At 67.9% G+C, this 17,223-nt stretch carries 16 protein-coding genes; 1 reads left to right on the top strand and 15 read right to left on the bottom strand.

Features of this window, described 5'->3' with window-relative positions:
• Positions 1–59: 59 nt before the first annotated feature.
• Together erpA and ABV606_RS11155 are read right to left on the bottom strand one after the other, a co-directional pair.
• Positions 60–410 (bottom strand): iron-sulfur cluster insertion protein ErpA, encoded by a 351-nt coding sequence (erpA, locus tag ABV606_RS11160; RefSeq protein WP_281487975.1) that lies wholly within the window; start codon positions 408–410, stop codon positions 60–62.
• A gap of 29 nt (positions 411–439) precedes the next feature.
• A complete protein-coding gene (locus ABV606_RS11155; RefSeq protein ID WP_281487976.1) occupies positions 440–1,939 on the bottom strand; it encodes a dipeptidase in 1,500 nt (499 codons plus the stop codon).
• 37 nt (positions 1,940–1,976) lie between these two features.
• On the opposite strand from ABV606_RS11155, the gene ABV606_RS11150 reads away from it, so the two are divergent.
• A complete protein-coding gene (locus ABV606_RS11150) occupies positions 1,977–2,561 on the top strand; it encodes a DUF3043 domain-containing protein (protein ID WP_281487977.1) in 585 nt (194 codons plus the stop codon).
• Between the two features lie 100 nt (positions 2,562–2,661).
• Here the strand turns inward: ABV606_RS11150 and ABV606_RS11145 are convergent, their stop codons facing one another.
• The 13 genes from ABV606_RS11145 to murC all read right to left on the bottom strand — a co-directional run bounded on the left by ABV606_RS11145 (position 2,662) and on the right by murC (position 17,217).
• Entirely contained in the window at positions 2,662–3,690 is a 1,029-nt protein-coding gene (locus ABV606_RS11145) for a quinone-dependent dihydroorotate dehydrogenase (RefSeq protein WP_353987776.1), read from the bottom strand.
• A 3-nt stretch (positions 3,691–3,693) separates the two neighbouring features.
• Positions 3,694–4,215, bottom strand: coding sequence for a transcriptional regulator NrdR (gene nrdR, locus ABV606_RS11140; protein ID WP_353987775.1), 522 nt, complete (start codon positions 4,213–4,215; stop codon positions 3,694–3,696).
• Between the two features lie 29 nt (positions 4,216–4,244).
• Positions 4,245–5,552, bottom strand: a complete 1,308-nt coding sequence (gene hisD, locus ABV606_RS11135) for a histidinol dehydrogenase (RefSeq protein WP_281487980.1) — start codon at positions 5,550–5,552, stop codon at positions 4,245–4,247.
• A gap of 22 nt (positions 5,553–5,574) precedes the next feature.
• Positions 5,575–9,036, bottom strand: a complete 3,462-nt coding sequence (dnaE, locus tag ABV606_RS11130; protein WP_422785355.1) for a DNA polymerase III subunit alpha — start codon at positions 9,034–9,036, stop codon at positions 5,575–5,577.
• A gap of 117 nt (positions 9,037–9,153) precedes the next feature.
• Positions 9,154–10,074 carry an RluA family pseudouridine synthase gene (locus ABV606_RS11125; protein ID WP_281487982.1) on the bottom strand — a complete coding sequence of 307 codons (921 nt, stop codon included), beginning with the start codon at positions 10,072–10,074 and terminating at the stop codon, positions 9,154–9,156.
• Between the two features lie 51 nt (positions 10,075–10,125).
• Positions 10,126–10,728, bottom strand: coding sequence for a signal peptidase II (gene lspA, locus ABV606_RS11120; protein ID WP_353987774.1), 603 nt, complete (start codon positions 10,726–10,728; stop codon positions 10,126–10,128).
• On the bottom strand, positions 10,712–11,368 hold the full coding sequence (locus ABV606_RS11115; RefSeq protein ID WP_281487984.1) for a DivIVA domain-containing protein: 657 nt from the start codon (positions 11,366–11,368) through the stop codon (positions 10,712–10,714). Before ABV606_RS11115 ends, lspA begins: the two co-directional genes overlap by 17 nt.
• A 160-nt stretch (positions 11,369–11,528) precedes the next feature.
• Positions 11,529–11,822, bottom strand: coding sequence for a YggT family protein (locus ABV606_RS11110; RefSeq protein ID WP_281487985.1), 294 nt, complete (start codon positions 11,820–11,822; stop codon positions 11,529–11,531).
• Positions 11,823–11,831: 9 nt separating this feature from the next.
• Positions 11,832–12,338 (bottom strand): cell division protein SepF, encoded by a 507-nt coding sequence (locus ABV606_RS11105; RefSeq protein ID WP_353987773.1) that lies wholly within the window; start codon positions 12,336–12,338, stop codon positions 11,832–11,834.
• Between the two features lie 31 nt (positions 12,339–12,369).
• Positions 12,370–13,044 (bottom strand): YggS family pyridoxal phosphate-dependent enzyme, encoded by a 675-nt coding sequence (locus ABV606_RS11100; RefSeq protein WP_353987772.1) that lies wholly within the window; start codon positions 13,042–13,044, stop codon positions 12,370–12,372.
• A 9-nt stretch (positions 13,045–13,053) separates the two neighbouring features.
• Positions 13,054–14,289 (bottom strand): cell division protein FtsZ, encoded by a 1,236-nt coding sequence (gene ftsZ, locus ABV606_RS11095; protein ID WP_281487988.1) that lies wholly within the window; start codon positions 14,287–14,289, stop codon positions 13,054–13,056.
• Between the two features lie 146 nt (positions 14,290–14,435).
• Positions 14,436–15,461 carry an FtsQ-type POTRA domain-containing protein gene (locus ABV606_RS11090; protein WP_353987771.1) on the bottom strand — a complete coding sequence of 342 codons (1,026 nt, stop codon included), beginning with the start codon at positions 15,459–15,461 and terminating at the stop codon, positions 14,436–14,438.
• Positions 15,462–15,798: 337 nt separating this feature from the next.
• Complete coding sequence (gene murC, locus ABV606_RS11085; RefSeq protein WP_281487990.1) at positions 15,799–17,217, bottom strand: UDP-N-acetylmuramate--L-alanine ligase; 1,419 nt, start codon at positions 17,215–17,217, stop codon at positions 15,799–15,801.
• Positions 17,218–17,223 lie beyond the last annotated feature (6 nt).

Genomic DNA, 17,223 nt, shown 5'->3' with positions numbered 1-17,223 from the left:
TAGCCAGAAAGGGGCGCCGGCCGTGCGGCCGACACCCCTTCACCAGGTCTGATGAGCACTCAGTGGAATGAGTCACCGCAGGCGCAGCTCCCCGCCGCGTTCGGGTTGTCGATGGTGAAGCCCTGCTTCTGAATCGAGTCTTCGAAGTCGATGTTCGCGCCGTCGAGATACGGCACGCTCATCTTGTCGACGACCACCTCGACGCCGCTGAAATCGACCGTCACGTCACCGTCGAGCAGGCGCTCGTCGAAGTAGAGCTGATAGATGAGACCCGAGCATCCGCCCGGCTGCACGGCCACGCGCAGCCGCAGGTCGTCGCGCCCCTCCTGCTCGAGCAGGCTGCGCACCTTGTCGGCGGCGGCAGTGCTGAGCTTCACACCATGCGCGGGAGCCATCGTCGTATCGGTCATGATCTCTCCTTCTGAAGACGCCTGGCAGTCTACGCGCGCGAGTTGAGGGCCGCTAGCAGATACGCCTCTGTCAAGACCGCCCGGTGGAACACTCCCAGATGCAGCGATTCGTCGGGCGCGTGGGCCCTGGAATCGGGGTCTTCGACACCGGTGACGAGGATCTCGGCATCCGGGAACATGGTGACGAGATCGGCGATGAAGGGAATGGACCCTCCGACGCCCATCTCCACAGCGGGGCGCCCCCAGGCGTCATGCATGGCCTGCTTCGCGGCAGCCACCGCCGGCCCCTCCGTGTCGACGAGGAACGGATCTCCCAGATCGACATCGCTGAACTCGAGCCGACTGCCGAATGGTGCGTGCGCGCGCAGGTGACGCTCCAGGGCTTCGTAGGCGGATGCCGCGGACTGTCCCGGCGCCACACGTGCACTGACCTTCACCGTCACGCTCGGCAGCAGCGTGTTGGAGGCATGCTGCACGCTCGGCGCGTCGATCCCCGTGACGGTGATCGCGGGCTGGGCCCAGATGCGGCTGAGAAGGCTGCCGCGTCCCACAGGCTGCACGCCCTCGAGCAGTCCGGATTCATCGCGCAACTGCGTTTCCGAGTACTCGGGTGTCTGCTGCTCGTGCGAACTCATGCCCTCGACCGCCACCGCGCCGTCGGCGTCATGAAGGGTCGCGAGCAATCGGGTGGCGGCGAGCATGGCGTCGGGCACTGCTCCCCCGAACATGCCCGAGTGCAGCGCGTGGTCGAGCGTCTCGACGCGCAGCTTGAACGTCACATTGCCGCGCAGCCCGACCGTGAGCGCAGGGGTGTCGGCGTCCCAATTGCCCGAGTCGGCGACGACGATCGCGTCAGCGGCGAGCTCGGAACGATGCTGCTGCAAGAAGTTCTTGAACGAGCGGCTGCCGAATTCCTCCTCGCCCTCGATGAACACCGCGAGTCCGAGGTCGAAGTCCTCGCCCAGCACTTCGACGAGAGCGCGGATCGCGCCGACATGCGCCATGATTCCCGCCTTGTCGTCCGCAGTCCCCCGGCCGTACAGCCGCCCCTCGTGCAGCGTGGGCTGGAACGGAGGGGTTCGCCACTGCGACTCATCGCCTGGCGGTTGCACGTCGTGGTGGGCGTAGAGGAGCACAGTGGGCTTGCCGTTCCTTGCGGCCCGGGTTGCCAGAACAGCCGGCTGCCCGTGTGGCCGCTCGTCGATCCCACCGACCGCGTCTGCACCGCTGAGTGCCGCTCCGATCGGAGCGCTCGAGATCCGCACGCTGTCGAAGATTCCGAGCCCGTCGAGCAGGCCTTTGACCGCCTTCGCGCTTCGCAGCACTTCGGCCGGGTCGAAGCCGTCCCACGACACCGAGGGGATGCGCGCCAGCGCGCTCAAGTCGGCGATGGTGGAGGGAAGGCCGAGGTGCACGGCCTCGCGAAGCGCGTCGGCGACAGAGCCGGATGTCGCGGCATCCGCCCCGTGCGAAGATTCGGTCTGTGCGGCCGGTGCCGGCTCGCTGGCCGGGGCGGGGTTGGCAGTCATGCGGGTAATCTTAGGGAGACCCGACTTCTGAGGACTCATGGCTAAGACAACTGATCGCGCTTCGCACTCCCCCGCCGACAAGCCGTCGGACGAGCCGTCGGCCGTCGAGGGCAAGGGACGCCCCACGCCGAGCCGGCGCCAGCAGGAAGCCGCTCGCAAGCGCCCGCTGGTCGCGGATCAGAGCAAAGAGGCGCGGCGCGAGGCCCGGGCGAAGCTCAACGTGGCCCGCGAACGGGCGCGCATCGGTCTGGCCAACGGTGAGGAGCGCTACCTTCCCGAGCGTGACCGCGGCCCGCAGAAGCGATGGGTGCGCGACTACGTCGATGCGAGGTTCAGCGTCGGCGAGTTCCTGATCCCCCTCATGCTGATCGTGCTGGTGATCACCTTCGTGCAGGATCCGATGATCCAGCTGATCTCGATGGTCGCCCTGTGGGTGTTCTTCGGCCTGGCCGTGCTCGACAGCATCTTCCTCGGGTGGCAGGTGCGGCGGAAGCTGAGCGCGAAGTTCGGAGCAGACCGCCTCGAGCGCGGTGTGCGCTGGTACGCGGCCATGCGCGGACTGCAGATGCGCGTGATGCGCCTGCCCAAGCCCCAGGTGAAGCGCGGCCAGTACCCCGAGTGACCGGCCACTGGCCACAGCGAGCGGTCGCTACGCGGTGTGAGTCGCGCGCTCGATGCAGCGACTCCGTCGACTGAATCGAGGCGCCATCAGCGCCGACCCGTCAGGCGGCGCGCCGGACGAGTCCGCGGTTGATCTGCCTCGCCCAGAGCGGGCCGCGGTAGATGAACCCGGTGTAGCCCTGCACTAGTGTCGCCCCCGCGTTCAATCGCTCACGCACATCCTCCGCGGTTTCAACGCCCCCGACCGAGATGATGCAGAGCTCGGCCGGTACCAGCGAGCGAAGCAGGCGCAACAGCTCGAGCGAGCGGTGCTTGAGCGGCGGGCCGCTGACTCCGCCGGGCCCGATCGCGGCGACGGTCGCGGCATCCGTTCGCAGTCCCTCACGAGAGAGCGTGGTGTTGGTCGCGATGATGCCGGCGAGGCCGATGCGGACGACGAGCGCGGCGATGCGCTCCGCCTGCTCGTCGGTGAGGTCTGGCGCGATCTTCACGAGCACCGGAGTCGCTCCGGCCGTATCGCGCACACCCTTAAGCAGCGGTTCGAGACGCTCGAGCTCCTGCAGGCCGCGCAGGCCCGGGGTGTTCGGCGAGCTCACGTTGACGACGAGGTAATCGGCGACCGGCGCGAGTGACCTGGTGCTCTCGAGGTAGTCGTCGAGCGCATCGTCGACGTCGACCACCCGCGACTTGCCGATGTTCACACCGATGACCGGACGATTCGGGGCGGATGCTGCAGCCCGAAGCCGCGGAAGCGCCGCCGCCGCGCCCTCGTTGTTGAAGCCCATGCGGTTGATCAGTGCGCGATCCGCCAGCAGGCGGAAGAGACGGGGGCGTTCATTGCCTGGCTGCGGCTTGGCGGTGATCGTGCCGACCTCGACGTGGCCGAAGCCCAGCTGGCCGAGGCCGGCGATGCCCTTGCCGTCCTTGTCGAACCCGGCAGCGAGGCCGAAGGGCGAGGCGAAACGGAGGCCGAGCGTCTGCACCGCGAGCGATGGATCGGGAGCGCACGCCCGCGCGGCAATACGACCCAGGCCGACACGAGGCAACGCCCTGATCACCGCGAAGGCCAGATGGTGGGCGCGTTCGGGATCGAGGCGCGTCAAGACCGCGCGGAAGAGCAGCTTGTACATGCGTCAGCTCGCCGCACCGGTGGAACCGGCCACCGGAGTCGAGTCGGTCTCGTCGTTCGCGTCGGCAGACGCCGCCGCCGCGTGCTCGCTCCGCAGCACGTCGATCGCCTGCTCGAAGTCTTCGAGCGAGTCGAAGCCCTGATACACGCTCGCGAAGCGCAGGTAGGCGACCTCGTCGAGCTCGCGCAGCGGAGGCAGGATCGCGAGTCCGATGTCGTTAGCCTCCACCTGGGAGGCTCCGCCCTGCCTGATCGACTCCTCGACCCGCTGTGCCAGCAGGGCGAGGTCGGTGTCGGTCACCGGTCGGCCCTGGCACGCCTTGCGCACGCCCGAGACGATCTTCTCCCTGCTGAACGGCTCGATCACCCCGTTGCGCTTGATGACGCTCAGGCTCGCGGTCTCGGTCGTGCTGAAGCGACGGCCGCACTCGGGGCACTGGCGGCGCCGGCGGATCGACGAGCCGTCATCGCTGGTGCGCGAATCGACCACGCGGCTGTCTGGGTGGCGGCAGAACGGGCAGTACATGGTGCTTCAGCCTATTCCGCTGCAGCCAATCACTTGCTGAAGCGCGCCGTCACGGCCTCGCCGTGGGCAGGCAGGTCTTCTGCCCCGCTCAGCGCGACGATGCGTTCGCTCACCTCGCGCAGGCCGTCGCGCGTGTAGCGCACGATCTGCTGCGGCCGAAGGAAGGTGTACGCCCCGAGACCCGCCGAGTATCGAGCCTGGCCGCCGGTCGGCAGCACGTGATTCGAACCGGCAAGGTAATCGCCGAGGCTGACCGGCGAGTAGGAGCCCATGAAGATGGCCCCGGCGTTGTCGATCATCGCGAGCAGGGAGTCGTCATCACTGGTGTGAAGCTCGAGGTGCTCGGGGCCGTAGGCATTGCTGAAGGCCGCGGCATCCGCGATCGAATCCATGACGACGATGGCCGACTGGCGACCGGCGAGCGCGACCCCGACCCGCTCGGCGTGCCGCGTCGCCGCGGCAGGACCGGTGAGAGCCGCTTCGACGCGGTCAGCGAGATCCACCGAGTCGGTGACGAGCACGGACGAGGCGAGTTCATCGTGCTCGGCCTGGCTGATGAGGTCGGCGGCGATGAAGTCGGGATCGGCACTGTCGTCGGCGATGATGAGGATCTCGGTCGGCCCGGCCTCGGCGTCGATACCCGCGACGCCCTGCACGGCCCGCTTCGCCGCTGCGACGAACACATTGCCCGGACCGGTGACGACGTCGACGGGCAGGAGCCCGATCTGCGGCACTCCGTAGGCGAGCGCGCCGATGGCGCCGGCGCCGCCCATCGCGTACACCTCATCGACACCCAGCAGCGAGGCCGCTGCGAGGATCGTCGGGTGCACCGATGCTCCCGCGTCGTGCTGCGGAGGCGACGCGAGCGCGATCGACCGCACGCCCGCGACCTGGGCGGCAACGACGTTCATGACGACGCTTGACGGATACACGGCCTTGCCGCCCGGCACGTAGAGCCCGACGCGCGAGACCGGGTGCCAGCGCTGTTCGATGACCGCTCCGGGTGCGAGTTCGGTGGTGGTCGCCGGCGGCACCTGGGCTGCTGTCGCCAGTCGCACGCGGCTGATGGCGCCCTCGAGCGCCTCACGGACCGCTGGATCGAGGGCGGCCTCGGCGTCACGGAGCGCTTGAGGGTCGACGCGCACGGATGCCGGTCGCACACGATCGAAGCGCTCAGCCTGGTCGAGCAGCGCGGTCTCGCCGCGCTCGCGCACGTCGGCGATCAGCTCCGCGACCTGCGGCGCCACCGAACTGACGTCGCTATCCGGACGCGGAACGAGTGCGAGCAGCTCGGCGTGGTCGAGGGTGCGACCGCGGAGGTCGATGCGCTGAATCATGACGATTCAATCGTATCCGCGCTCAGCTGAGACAGTGGGGTCCGAGCAGGCTCTTCAACTCTCCGAAGAGGTCGGGCGTGAGCTGCACCTGGTACGGCAACTCGAAGAGCCGCGCGGTGTCGTCCTTCACCATTCGCAGGCGCACCTCGTTCTCCCCCGCGTGGCGGCCGAGCGTCTCGCGCAGACCGTGCACGACCGTCGTGGTGGCGTACTGCTCCGGGACCGTCAGTGTGAGCGGCCCGGAGCCGAGCGCATCCCCCACGTCGGGAACGAACATGCTCACCGCGTGCAGGTTCACGCCGTCGTCGCGCACATTGACCCGCGCCCTGAGGACGACGATGCTGTCGTTCTCGAGCAGCGGCGCGAACTCCTGGTAGGTCTTGCCCATGAACATCGCGGTGATCTCGCCGCCGAAGTCCTCCACCTGCACCATTCCGTACTGGTTGCCTGAGGACCGCGCCACGCGGTGCTGCACGCTCGTGACCAGACCCGCGATCGTCACGGTCTCTCCCTCGCGCACCGTCTCACCGGCGATGAGGTCGGCGATGGTGTGCGAGGCGTGCTTGGCGAGCGTCACCTCGAGACCTGCGAGGGGATGATCGCTGACATAGAGACCGAGCATCTCCCGCTCGAAGGCGAGCTTGTCGCGCTTCGACCACTCTGGACGGTCGGGCACCTGCTCGTGCTGCTGCGGCTCGTCGAAGAGCGAGTCGAAGTCGAAGCCGACGTTGCCGTGCTCCTCGTCGCGCTTGACCTTCACCGCGCTCTCGACCGCGCTCTCGTGAATCTCGAGCAGCGCGCGGCGAGTGGCCCCGAGTGAATCGAATGCACCGGCCTTGATGAGCGACTCGACGGTGCGCTTGTTCGCGGCCTGAAGCGGGATCTTCGCCAGGAAGTCGTGGAATGACGAGAACCGGCCCTTCTCGTCGCGGGCCCCGCGGATCAGCTCGACCACGTTGAAGCCGACGTTCCGCACCGCGCCCAGACCGAACCTGATGTCGTCGCCCACGGCGGCGAAGAAGCCGATCGACTCGTTGACATCGGGCGGCAGCACCTTGATGCCCATCCGGCGGCACTCGTTGAGGTAGATCGCGAGCTTGTCCTTCGCATCACCGACGCTCGTCAGCAGTGCGGCCATGTACTCGGCCGGGTAGTGGGCCTTGAGATAGGCCGTCCAATACGACACCACCCCGTATGCCGCCGAGTGCGCCTTGTTGAACGCGTAGTCGGAGAACGGGAGGAGGATGTCCCACAGGGTCTTCACCGCGGCATCCGAATAGCCGCGTTCCTTCATGCCCGCGCTGAAACCCTCGAACTGCTTGTCGAGCTCCGACTTCTTCTTCTTGCCCATCGCTCGGCGCAGGATGTCGGCTTGGCCGAGCGAGAACCCGGCCACCTTCTGCGCGATCGACATGACCTGCTCCTGATAGATGATCAGGCCGTAGGTACCCCCGAGGATCTCTTCGAGCGGTTCTTCGAGCTCGGGGTGGATGGGCGTGATGGGCTGTAGCCCGTTCTTGCGCAGCGCGTAGTTCGTGTGCGAGTCGGCGCCCATCGGACCGGGCCGGTAGAGCGCGAGCACAGCGGAGATGTCTTCGAAGTTGTCAGGCTTCATGAGCCGCAGCAGGCCGCGCATGGGCCCGCCATCGAGCTGGAACACCCCGAGCGTGTCGCCGCGAGCGAGCAGTTCGTAGGCGGCTGGGTCGTCGAGTTCGAGCTCTTCGAGCACGGGGCGGAACCCGCGGTTGGCTTCGATGTTGTCGAGCGCATCGTCGATGATGGTGAGGTTCCGCAGCCCCAGGAAGTCCATCTTGATGAGGCCGAGCGACTCGCAGGCCGGGTAGTCGAACTGCGTGACGATCTGGCCGTCTTGCTCGCGCTTCATGATCGGGATGATGTCGATCAGCGGCTCGCTCGACATGATCACGCCGGCCGCGTGCACTCCCCATTGCCGCTTGAGGTTCTCCAGCCCGAGCGCCGTGTCGAACACGGTCTTCGCTTCAGGATCGGTCTCGACGACCGAGCGGATGTCGCCCGCTTCGCGGTACCGCGGATGCTCCGGGTCGAAGATGCCGGTGAGCGGGATGTCTTTGCCCATCACCGCGGGCGGCATGGCCTTGGTGAGCTTCTCTCCCATGCCGAACGGGAAGCCGAGCACTCGCGAGGCGTCTTTCAGTGCCTGCTTGGCCTTGATGGTGCCGTAGGTGACGATCTGCGCGACGCGCTCGTCGCCGTACTTGTCGGTGACGTACTTGATGACCTCGCCACGACGACGGTCGTCGAAGTCGACATCGAAGTCCGGCATCGAAACACGATCGGGGTTGAGGAACCGCTCGAAGATCAGACCGTGCCGCAGCGGGTCGAGGTCGGTGATGCGCATGGCGTACGCGGCCATCGAGCCGGCACCGGAACCGCGCCCCGGACCGACGCGGATGCCGTTGTTCTTCGCCCAGTTGATGAAGTCGGCGACCACGAGGAAGTAGCCGGGGAAGCCCATCTGCACGATGACGCCGACCTCGTAATCGGCCTGCTTGCGCACGTCATCGGGGATGCCGGCCGGGTAGCGGTAGTGCAGCCCCTTCTCGACCTCCTTGATGAACCAGGTCTCCTCGGTCTCGCCCTCGGGCACCGGGAAGCGCGGCATGAAGTTCGCGCTCTCGTTGAACTCGACGGTGCAGCGCTCGGCGATGAGCAGCGTGTTGTCGCAAGCCTCAGGGTGGTCGCGGAAGAGGTGCCGCATCTGCGAGGCGGACTTCAGATAGAACTCGTCGGCGTCGAACTTGAAGCGGTTGGGGTCGTCGAGCGTCGAACCCGACTGCACGCAGAGGAGCGCCGCGTGGCTCGCGGCGTCATGAGCGTGCGTGTAGTGAAGATCGTTGGTCGCGACCAGCGGCAGGCCGAGATCCTTCGCGAGGCGGAAGAGATCATCCATGATGCGGCGTTCGATGCCGAGGCCGTGGTCCATGACCTCGGCGAAGTAGTTCTCCGCACCGAAGATGTCACGGAAGTCGGCGGCAGCCTGACGGGCCTGTTCGTACTGTCCCAGACGGAGGCGCGTCTGCACCTCGCCACTCGGGCACCCGGTCGTCGCGATGAGTCCCTTGCCGTAGGTGCTCAGCAATTCGCGGTCCATGCGCGGCTTGAAGTAGTAGCCTTCGATCGAGGCGAGGGACGACAACCGGAAGAGGTTGTGCATGCCCTCGGTCGTCTCCGACAGCAGCGTCATGTGCGTGTAGGCACCGGCGCCAGAGACGTCGTCCTCACCGCCATTGCCCCAGCGCACGCGCGTCTTATCGGTGCGGTGCGTGCCCGGCGTGAGATACGCCTCCGTGCCGATGATGGGTTTGATACCGGCAGACGTCGCCGTCTTCCAGAAGTCGTAGGCGCCGAAGACGTTGCCATGGTCGGTGACGGCGATCGCCGGCATCCGCTGGTCGACGGCCGCTTCGATCAGAGGCTTCACATGCGCCGCGCCGTCGAGCATCGAGTACTCGCTGTGCACGTGCAGGTGCACGAAGGAATCGTCGCGAGCGGTCAAGTCGTCTCCGGGTGGTGCTGTTCGATCGACGGTCGGGGCGCGGTCGAGGGAGGGACTCCCAGCCTACGTGCCACGGAGGACATCGAGGGCATGCTGCAGGTCGTCGGGGTACCGCGTCGTGTACTCCACCGGTTCGCCCGTGCCCGGATGCCTGAAGCCCAGTCGCATGGCGTGCAGCCACTGCCGTGTGAGCCCGAGCCTCGCCGACAGCGTCGGATCGGCGCCGTACATCGCGTCGCCCGCGCAGGGGTGCCGCTGAGCGCTCATGTGCACGCGGATCTGGTGCGTGCGTCCGGTCTCGAGGTGGATCTCGAGCAGCGACGCGGAGGGGAACGCCTCGATCGTCTCGTAGTGGGTGATCGACGGTTTTCCGCCCGCGACCACCGCGAACTTCCAACTCGACGAGGGGTGCCTGCCGATGGGTGCGTCGATCGTGCCTCGCAGCGGGTCGGGGTGCCCCTGCACCACCGCGTGGTACACCTTGTCGACCTGACGGTCGTGGAATGCGCGCTTCAGCGCCGTATACGCGCGCTCGCTCTTGGCCACGACCATCAGACCGCTCGTGCCCGCGTCGAGGCGGTGCACGATGCCCGCTCGCTCTGCGGCGCCGGAGGTCGAGATGCGGAACCCCGCTCCCGCGAGTGCGCCGAGCACCGTCGGGCCGGTCCATCCGACTGCGGGGTGGGCCGCCACGCCGACCGGCTTGTCGATCACGACGATGTCATCGTCATCGTGCACCACGGTGAGTTCGGGCACGAGCGTCGGGACGATCGTCGGCTGCTCGCGCGGCCGCCAGCTGACCTCGAGCCAGGCCCCGGCGTGCAGCCGGTCGGACTTCCCCAGCACCGCGCCGTCGAGCGTCACCCCGCCCGCTTCGGCCACCTCAGCGGCGAAGCTGCGCGAGAACCCGAGCAGCCGCGCGAGCGCCGTGTCGACCCGCTCCCCCTCGAGCCCGTCGGGCACCGGAAGGCTTCGGGTTTCCATGGTGACGACTCCTGGTTCGGTGATGAATGATCGGATGCCGTGACCGCTCGCTCAGCGGTCTTCTGCACCTGACGGCGGTTCAGGTTCGCGCGACCCGGTCGGGCTGCCTGCAACGGCCTCGCTCGCATGGCGCCGGCCGTCGAGGCTCACTCCGAGCAGGGTCAACAGCACGAAGAGCACCATGCTCGAGACGATGAAGATATCAGCGACGTTGAAGATCGCCGGGAAGCCCCAGACCTGGATGAAGTCGATCACATGGCCCTGACCGAAGCTCGGCTCGCGGAAGAGCCGGTCGGTGAGATTGCCGAGCGTGCCGCCGAGCAGCATCCCGAACAGCAGGGCCCACCGCGCTGAACGGATCTTCCGAGCGAACAGCAGCACGAACACGACCACGCCGGCCGCCGCGATCGAGAAGATCCAGGTGTAGCCCACGCCGAGCGAGAACGCGGCGCCCGGATTCTTCACATACCTGAACTCGAGCACCTGGCCGAGCACCGGAACGGCCTCGCCCAGCGGCAGCGAGCTCGTGACGAAGAGCTTGCTGCCCTGGTCGAGCGCGTACGCGACGATGGCGACGGCGACGATGAGTACGAGCGAGCGAACGCTCAGCCTCGTCGCCGGCGCGACCGCCCCGGGCTCAGGCGCCTCCGCCAAAGCCGGTGAAGCTCTGCGATGGGGCGGAGGCCGAGCCCACGGGTGCGCTCGGTGCGGCAGCGGACCCGACAGGCGATGCGGGCGCGCCGTTGGTTGCGTCGAGCTCCTGGAGCTGCCCCTCGATGTAGGCGCGCAGCTGCTGGCGGTAGTCGCGCTCGAAGCTGCGGAGCTCTTCGAGGCGGCGCTCGAGGATGCTGCGCTCCTGGTTCAGCGAGTCGAGCTGCTGGCGGTGCTTCGCCTCGCCCTCGGCCACGAGACGGTCGGCGGTCGCCTGGCCCTCGGCGATGAGGGCTTCCTTCTTCTCGATGCCCTCGCGCACGTGCTCCTCGTGGAGACGGCGTGCGAGCTGCAGCAGGTTGTGCGTGCCCGCCATGTCGTCGCCGGCAACAGGGGTCGCGGGCGCGGGCTCGGCCGGTTCGGGAGTCGGCTCAGCGGCGGAAGGAACCGAAACCGGTGCGACGGCGCCGCCGGCCTGCAGCTCGGTGATGCGCTGCCGAAGCTCGTCGTTCTCCTGGTTCAGGCGGCGCAGCTCGACAACGACCTCGTCGAGGAAGTCATCGACCTCATCCTGGTCGTAGCCTTCGCGGAACTTCGTCGGTTGGAACCGCTTGTTGACTACATCTTCAGGCGTGAGCGCCATTCCGTCACCTCTTACAAGTCTTGGTCGCAGACAGTATCGCCAGCTACGGCTAGCGGCTTCCGGCCTATGCGCGGATGCTGCGCACAAGCCTAGCGCCCGCGCGCGACCCCTCGAGGCGCTCCCGCCGGGTGTCGGCGCGTCGGAACCCCTCGGTCTGGGGTCACGCGATAGCCACCATGATCTGCATCAGGATGATGCAGGCGATCAGCACGATGGTCCATCCGAAGTCGATCGCGGCCCCACCGATGCGCAGCGGCGGGATGATCTTGCGGATCGCGCGGATGGGCGGGTCGGTCACGGTGTAGCTCGCCTCGGCGACCACGAGCAGGAATCCCTTCGGACGCCAGTTGCGCGACAGCACCCGCACCCAGTCGAAGATGAACCGAGCCCACATCGCGAGGAGGAAGACCAGTAGGACGTAGTAGAGAACGCTCGCGATGATCGACACAATCACCGCACCAGACTACTGGTGCGAGAAGAACGAGGCCTCGACGTCCGAGTCCGCCTCGGGCTGCTCGCCGCTCACAGCGATGTGCTCGGGCGACAGCAGGAACACCTTGGCAGTGACCCGTTCGATCTTGCCGCGCAGCCCGAGCGTGAGACCGCTCGAGAAGTCGACGAGACGACGCGCATCCGACTCGGTCATCTGCGACAGGTTGATGATGACCGGGATGCCCTCACGGAAGTTCTCTGCGATGACCTGCGCGTCTTTGTACTGGCGCGGGTGCACCGTGAGGATCTCGTTCATCTCTGCCGCCTGGGTGGGTCGTGGTGCGGAAGCTCGGCGCAGCGGGGTGACCGGTGCCCGGCCCGCGGGAGCAGCGCTCTGCTGAGGTGCCGGGGCTGGCGCGCTCGGCTGCGGAGTCGAAGCCTGCGACGCGGCGGCAGGAGCGGGCTGCGGCTGCTCGTCGTCGTACTCTTCGTCGGCGAGGCCCAGGTAGACCATGGTCTTGCGCAGCGGGTTTGCCATTGTTCCTCCGTGGTGGATCCGTGCTTCGAGGTTAAAGGCGCTCGGGGCGGTTTCCCGTGATTGCCGATCCGATGCGCAGGTGTGTCGCACCCTCGGCGATGGCCTCGGCGAAGTCGTGCGACATACCGGCAGAAATGGCCGCGGCATTCGGTGCCAGGCTCCGTACCCGCTCCGACGCAGCCCTCACCCGCGCGAATGCCCGACGGGGATCCTCGTCGAGCGGCGCGACGGCCATGACACCGAGCAGGTCGATGGCCGGCGCAGCGAGCACGCGCTCGACCAGCGCCTCGAGCTCGGCGTCTGCCACGCCACCGCGAGCGGGGTCGTCGGTGAGGTTCAGTTGCACGAAGCACTGAACGCGGTCGCCCTCGGCCAACGCATCGACCAGGGCATCACGGTCGATTGAGTGGATGACGTCGGCATAGCGTCGCACTTGGCGGGCCTTCTTCGTCTGGAGCTGCCCCACGAAGTGCCACCGGAGGTCGAGGTCGTGAAGCTCCGCGGCCTTCGCCTGCGCCTCCTGATGCCGGTTCTCACCGAAGTCGCGCACGCCGAGTGCCACGAGGTCGCGGATCAGGGATGCCGGGTGGAACTTCGTCACGACGATCGTCGTGAGTTCCGCAGCATCCCTCCCCGCCGCTCGTGCCGCGTCGGCGATATCGGCACGCACCTGTTCGAGGCGCGCAGCGAGCTGCTCGTCGACCACGTGACCTGCCTACTTGAGGAACTCGGGCACGTCGAGCTCACCGTCGTCGTCGAAGTCACGGTCGAAGCTGCGGGTGCGCGGCAGTTCAGGCTCTGAACCCCAGGAGCTGCCCTGCGCCGCGGATGCCGCGGGAGCCGCCGACGGCACCGCGACCGCGGGAGCCGAGGGTGCACTGGTTGCGGCATCTCGAGGCGCGGCCGAGCCGCCTGCTGCCTGTGCGCCGCCGCCCTGCTGGGTGCCGCTCTGACCCGCCTCGAGGTAGCTGGAGCGCCTGGCGGCCTTCGCCTTGGGCGACGGCTCTCCGCCGTCGAAGCCGGCGGCGATGACGGTCACCCGCACCTCGTCGCCGAGCGTGTCGTCGATGACGGCGCCGAAGATGATGTTCGCCTCGGCGTGCACGGCCTCCTGCACGAGCCGGGCAGCGTCATTGATCTCGAAGATCCCGAGATTCGAGCCGCCCTGGATCGACAGCAGCACACCGTGGGCGCCATCGATGCTCGCCTCGAGCAGCGGCGATGCCACGGCGAGTTCGGCTGCTTTGATCGCACGGTCGGCACCTCGCGCCGACCCGATGCCCATGAGTGCCGAACCGGCACCCTGCATCACGCTCTTGACGTCGGCGAAGTCGAGGTTGATGAGACCCGGAGTGGTGATGAGGTCGGTGATGCCCTGCACGCCGGCGAGGAGCACCTGGTCTGCCGTCGCGAACGCCTCGAGCATGCTGATGCCGCGGTCGCTGATCTCGAGCAGACGGTCGTTCGGCACGACGATGAGCGTGTCGACCTCGTTCTTGAGGGTGGCGACGCCCGCCTCGGCCTGCGCCTGGCGGCGCTTGCCCTCGAAGCTGAACGGCTTGGTCACGACGCCGATCGTCAACGCGCCGATCGACTTGGCGATGCGCGCCACGACCGGGGCGCCACCCGTACCGGTGCCACCGCCCTCACCGGCGGTGACGAAGACCATGTCTGCGCCCGCGAGGGCCTCTTCGATCTCCTCGGCGTGGTCCTCAGCAGCGCGACGGCCGACCTCGGGGTCGGCACCTGCGCCGAGTCCTCTGGTGATCTCGCGCCCGACATCCAGCTTGACGTCGGCGTCGCTCATGAGGAGCGCCTGGGCATCGGTGTTGATCGCGATGAATTCGACTCCGCGAAGCCCGAGTTCGATCATCCGGTTGACGGCGTTGACGCCGCCGCCCCCGATGCCGACCACCTTGATCACGGCGAGGTAGTTCTGGTTTGTGGTCACGTTCGGCCTCCGGTGGAACCTTCAACCTCTACTTGAGGTCTAAAGTTATGCTCAGTATGCATTTCCTGATTTCGAAGGTAGGCGGCACGGCGACTGCGCGCCGCGAGGCGTGCCGCGTGTCGCGAAGGAAATCGTTGGGGACGCCGCTACGCGGGGCGGAAGATCGCGATCGTCGGCGCCGAGACGTCGAATTCGCCCGCACGCCCCGGCTCCACGGTCGCGATGAGCCGAGCCAGCACACGGGCCTTCAGCGCTGACTCCTCAGCGCTCCCCCACACGACCGTCTGGCCGATGCCGTCGAGCACGAGGGTCACGTCGTCTTTGCTCGCCGCAACGACCTCCACGATGCGCCCGCGGAGCTCCGGCGGCGCCGCGAGCAGCACTTCGACCACCGAGCGGAACGCCACGGAGTCGGTGCTCTGCCCTCGCAGGTCGACGACCGGCATCCCTTCGACCGGCGCCTCGCTCGAGAGCACGCCCACCCCTGCGGGGTCGACGAGTTGGAAGCCATCGGCCGTGGCGATCGCGGCGATCGGCTCCCGCTCGACGATGCGCACCACGAGCGTGTCGGGGGGCAAGGTCTCTGTGACGAATGAGCGGATGAGCGGGAAGGCGCTGAGGTCGTCGCGCAGAGTGCTGTGGTCGAGCATCGCGAGCGGGGTGCCGAGGTGCGGTTCGAGTGCGTCGTGCAGGGCGGCTTGGTCGATGCGCTGCGTTCCCTCGATCGTGATGGTCTTCAACGCGAACAGGGGCGAGAACACGGCGAGGGCGACGGCGCCCACGAGCGCAGCGAACACTCCACCGACCGTGATCCCGACGATTCGACGCCGCCGAGAGCGGCGAGTGAAGCGCCGGACCTCCGCGCGCTCGTAGCGTCGCCGCGCCCTCTCGGCGCGGCGGAGCGCCCGGGCCGCACGGCGCTCCGCTCGCTCGCCTGGGGCGAGGGGATGCTGCCGCGAGCCGGCCGCGGGCTCGGCTGCTGTGGGTGGCGCCTCAGCATGCTCGCGAGCATCGGCGCCCGCGGACTGCGCCTCAGCCGTACGCCCGGCGCTTGCCGCAGCGGGCTGCGCGGCCGGGTCGATCACGGGGATCGGTTCGGTAGGCAGGTTCGAGCCCGCTGAAGGGTCGCCCGTTCGCCGACTCGAAGCAGCAGGAGCGTCGCGCTGCACCATGGGCGCGGCTTGGGCTCGGGTATCGGCGTCGTTCGCACTCAGGCCGTCGACCTCGGACCCGGCGCGCTGACTGTCTGGGCCCGGTCGCGACGTCGATCTCAGCCGGCGCAGCCGCTCCCCCAGCGGCACGCGAGCTGACCCGTGCGGAGAGTCCTGCGGCGGAACGGGCTGAGGCGGTGCCTCGTCGAACCCCTCGGGCCGTCTCACCGGGGCATCCGTCGACGGGCTCCGGTGCCGCTGCAAGGCGCGACTGCGCAGAGCATCGATGCGCTCGGAACCGACGCGCCCCGGGGCGACGGGTGCAACATCGATGCTCGCAGCGTGAGTGGCCCCTGCATCACTGCTCGATAGGTTCGACCCGCTCGAGAGACTCGAGCACCTGAGGAATGATGCGGTACACGTCGCCACAACTGAGGGTCATGATGATGTCGCCCTCGCGCGCGATGCGCGCTGCCTGATCGGCTGCCTGCTGCCAATCCGGCAAGTAGTCGACGTTCTCCGGGTCTTGGAATCGGCGCGAGACGAGTTCACCGGTCACCCCGGGCTCCGGGTCCTCACGCGCACCGAACACGTCGAGTACCACCGTGTGGTCGGCGAGCCGTTCGTAGGTCTCGGCGAACTCGCCGGCCATCATCCGGGTGCGGCTGTAGAGGTGCGGCTGATGAATCGCGATGATCCGGCCGTCGCCGACCACTGAACGCGCGGTCTGCAAGGCGGCGGCGACTTCGGTCGGGTGGTGGGCGTAGTCATCGTAGACACTCACACCGCGCACGACGCCGTGCAGTTCGAACCTGCGACCGGTGCCCTCGAACTCGCCGATGCCGCGAGCGGCCTCGTGGGGCGGGATGCCGAGCCCCGTCAGCACCGTGAAGGCCCCCGCGGCGTTGATCGCGTTGTGGCGCCCGGGCACGCGCATCGAGACCGGGTACTCCGAGCCTCGCCAGTGGATCGTGAACGACACCGGACCCTGCTCAGCGATGTCGCTCACGCGCACATCTGCGCTCGCGGCTTCGCCGAACGTCAGCAGCCGAACCTGAGGTGCCTCGGCGCGGAGCTTCTCGCTCACGCGCAGCGCGCCAGGATCGTCGCAGGAGATCGCCACGAACTCGTCGACTCCCGCGGCGAACTGCACGAAGGCGTCGTCGAAGGCTTCGTGGGTGCCGAAGTGATCGAGGTGATCGGCGTCGACATTGGTGATCAACGCCACAGCGGTGTCATAGAGCAGGAACGAGCCGTCGGACTCATCGGCCTCCGCGATGAAGAGCTCGTCGGTTCCGAACGCGGCACTCACGCCCAGACGCTGGATGACACCGCCGTTGACGAAGCTCGGATGCCGTCCGAGGGCCAGCAGCGCGGTGACGATCATGCCGGTGGAGGTCGTCTTGCCATGGGCGCCCGCGACGGCGACGAGGCGCTGCTTGTTGATCAGCCACGCGAGCGCCTGCGAACGGTGCAGAACGGGGATGCCGTGGGCGAGCGCGTACTGATACTCGGGGTTGTCCTCCCAGAGGGCCCCGGTGACGACCAGCGTGTCGGCATCCCCCACGTTGGCGGCATCGTGGCCGATCGTGATGGTGGCGCCCATCGCGCGCAACTCGGCGATCGCCTGACTATCGCGCACGTCGGAGCCTGTCACGCGGTGACCGGCACCCATGAACAAGCGGGCGATGCCGCTCATGCCTGAGCCGCCGATGCCGGCGAAGTGGATGGCGCCGAGGTCTTCGGGCAGTTCGAGCGAGAGGTCGGGTTTGATCATCGCCAC

Source organism: Ruicaihuangia caeni (genome assembly GCF_040536845.1).
Classification (GTDB): domain Bacteria; phylum Actinomycetota; class Actinomycetes; order Actinomycetales; family Microbacteriaceae; genus Ruicaihuangia; species Ruicaihuangia caeni.
The sequence above is the reverse complement of the archived record's forward strand: the minus strand, read 5'-3'. Positions and strand labels throughout refer to the sequence as shown.

Bases quoted from the DNA above. Each gene is read 5' to 3' on its own strand.
- hisD (WP_281487980.1), bottom strand. From the start codon at position 5,552: ATGATTCAGCGCATCGACCTCCGCGGTCGCACCCTCGACCACGCCGAG.
- dnaE (WP_422785355.1), bottom strand. From the start codon at position 9,036: ATGCTCGACGGCGCGGCGCATGTGAAGCCTCTGATCGAAGCGGCCGTC.
- ABV606_RS11145 (WP_353987776.1), bottom strand. From the start codon at position 3,690: ATGTACAAGCTGCTCTTCCGCGCGGTCTTGACGCGCCTCGATCCCGAA.
- nrdR (WP_353987775.1), bottom strand. From the start codon at position 4,215: ATGTACTGCCCGTTCTGCCGCCACCCAGACAGCCGCGTGGTCGATTCG.
- ABV606_RS11155 (WP_281487976.1), bottom strand. From the start codon at position 1,939: ATGACTGCCAACCCCGCCCCGGCCAGCGAGCCGGCACCGGCCGCACAG.
- murC (WP_281487990.1), bottom strand. From the start codon at position 17,217: ATGATCAAACCCGACCTCTCGCTCGAACTGCCCGAAGACCTCGGCGCC.
- ABV606_RS11115 (WP_281487984.1), bottom strand. From the start codon at position 11,368: ATGGCGCTCACGCCTGAAGATGTAGTCAACAAGCGGTTCCAACCGACG.
- ABV606_RS11090 (WP_353987771.1), bottom strand. From the start codon at position 15,461: ATGGTGCAGCGCGACGCTCCTGCTGCTTCGAGTCGGCGAACGGGCGAC.
- ABV606_RS11105 (WP_353987773.1), bottom strand. From the start codon at position 12,338: ATGGCAAACCCGCTGCGCAAGACCATGGTCTACCTGGGCCTCGCCGAC.
- erpA (WP_281487975.1), bottom strand. From the start codon at position 410: ATGACCGATACGACGATGGCTCCCGCGCATGGTGTGAAGCTCAGCACT.
- ABV606_RS11125 (WP_281487982.1), bottom strand. From the start codon at position 10,074: ATGGAAACCCGAAGCCTTCCGGTGCCCGACGGGCTCGAGGGGGAGCGG.
- ABV606_RS11150 (WP_281487977.1), top strand. From the start codon at position 1,977: ATGGCTAAGACAACTGATCGCGCTTCGCACTCCCCCGCCGACAAGCCG.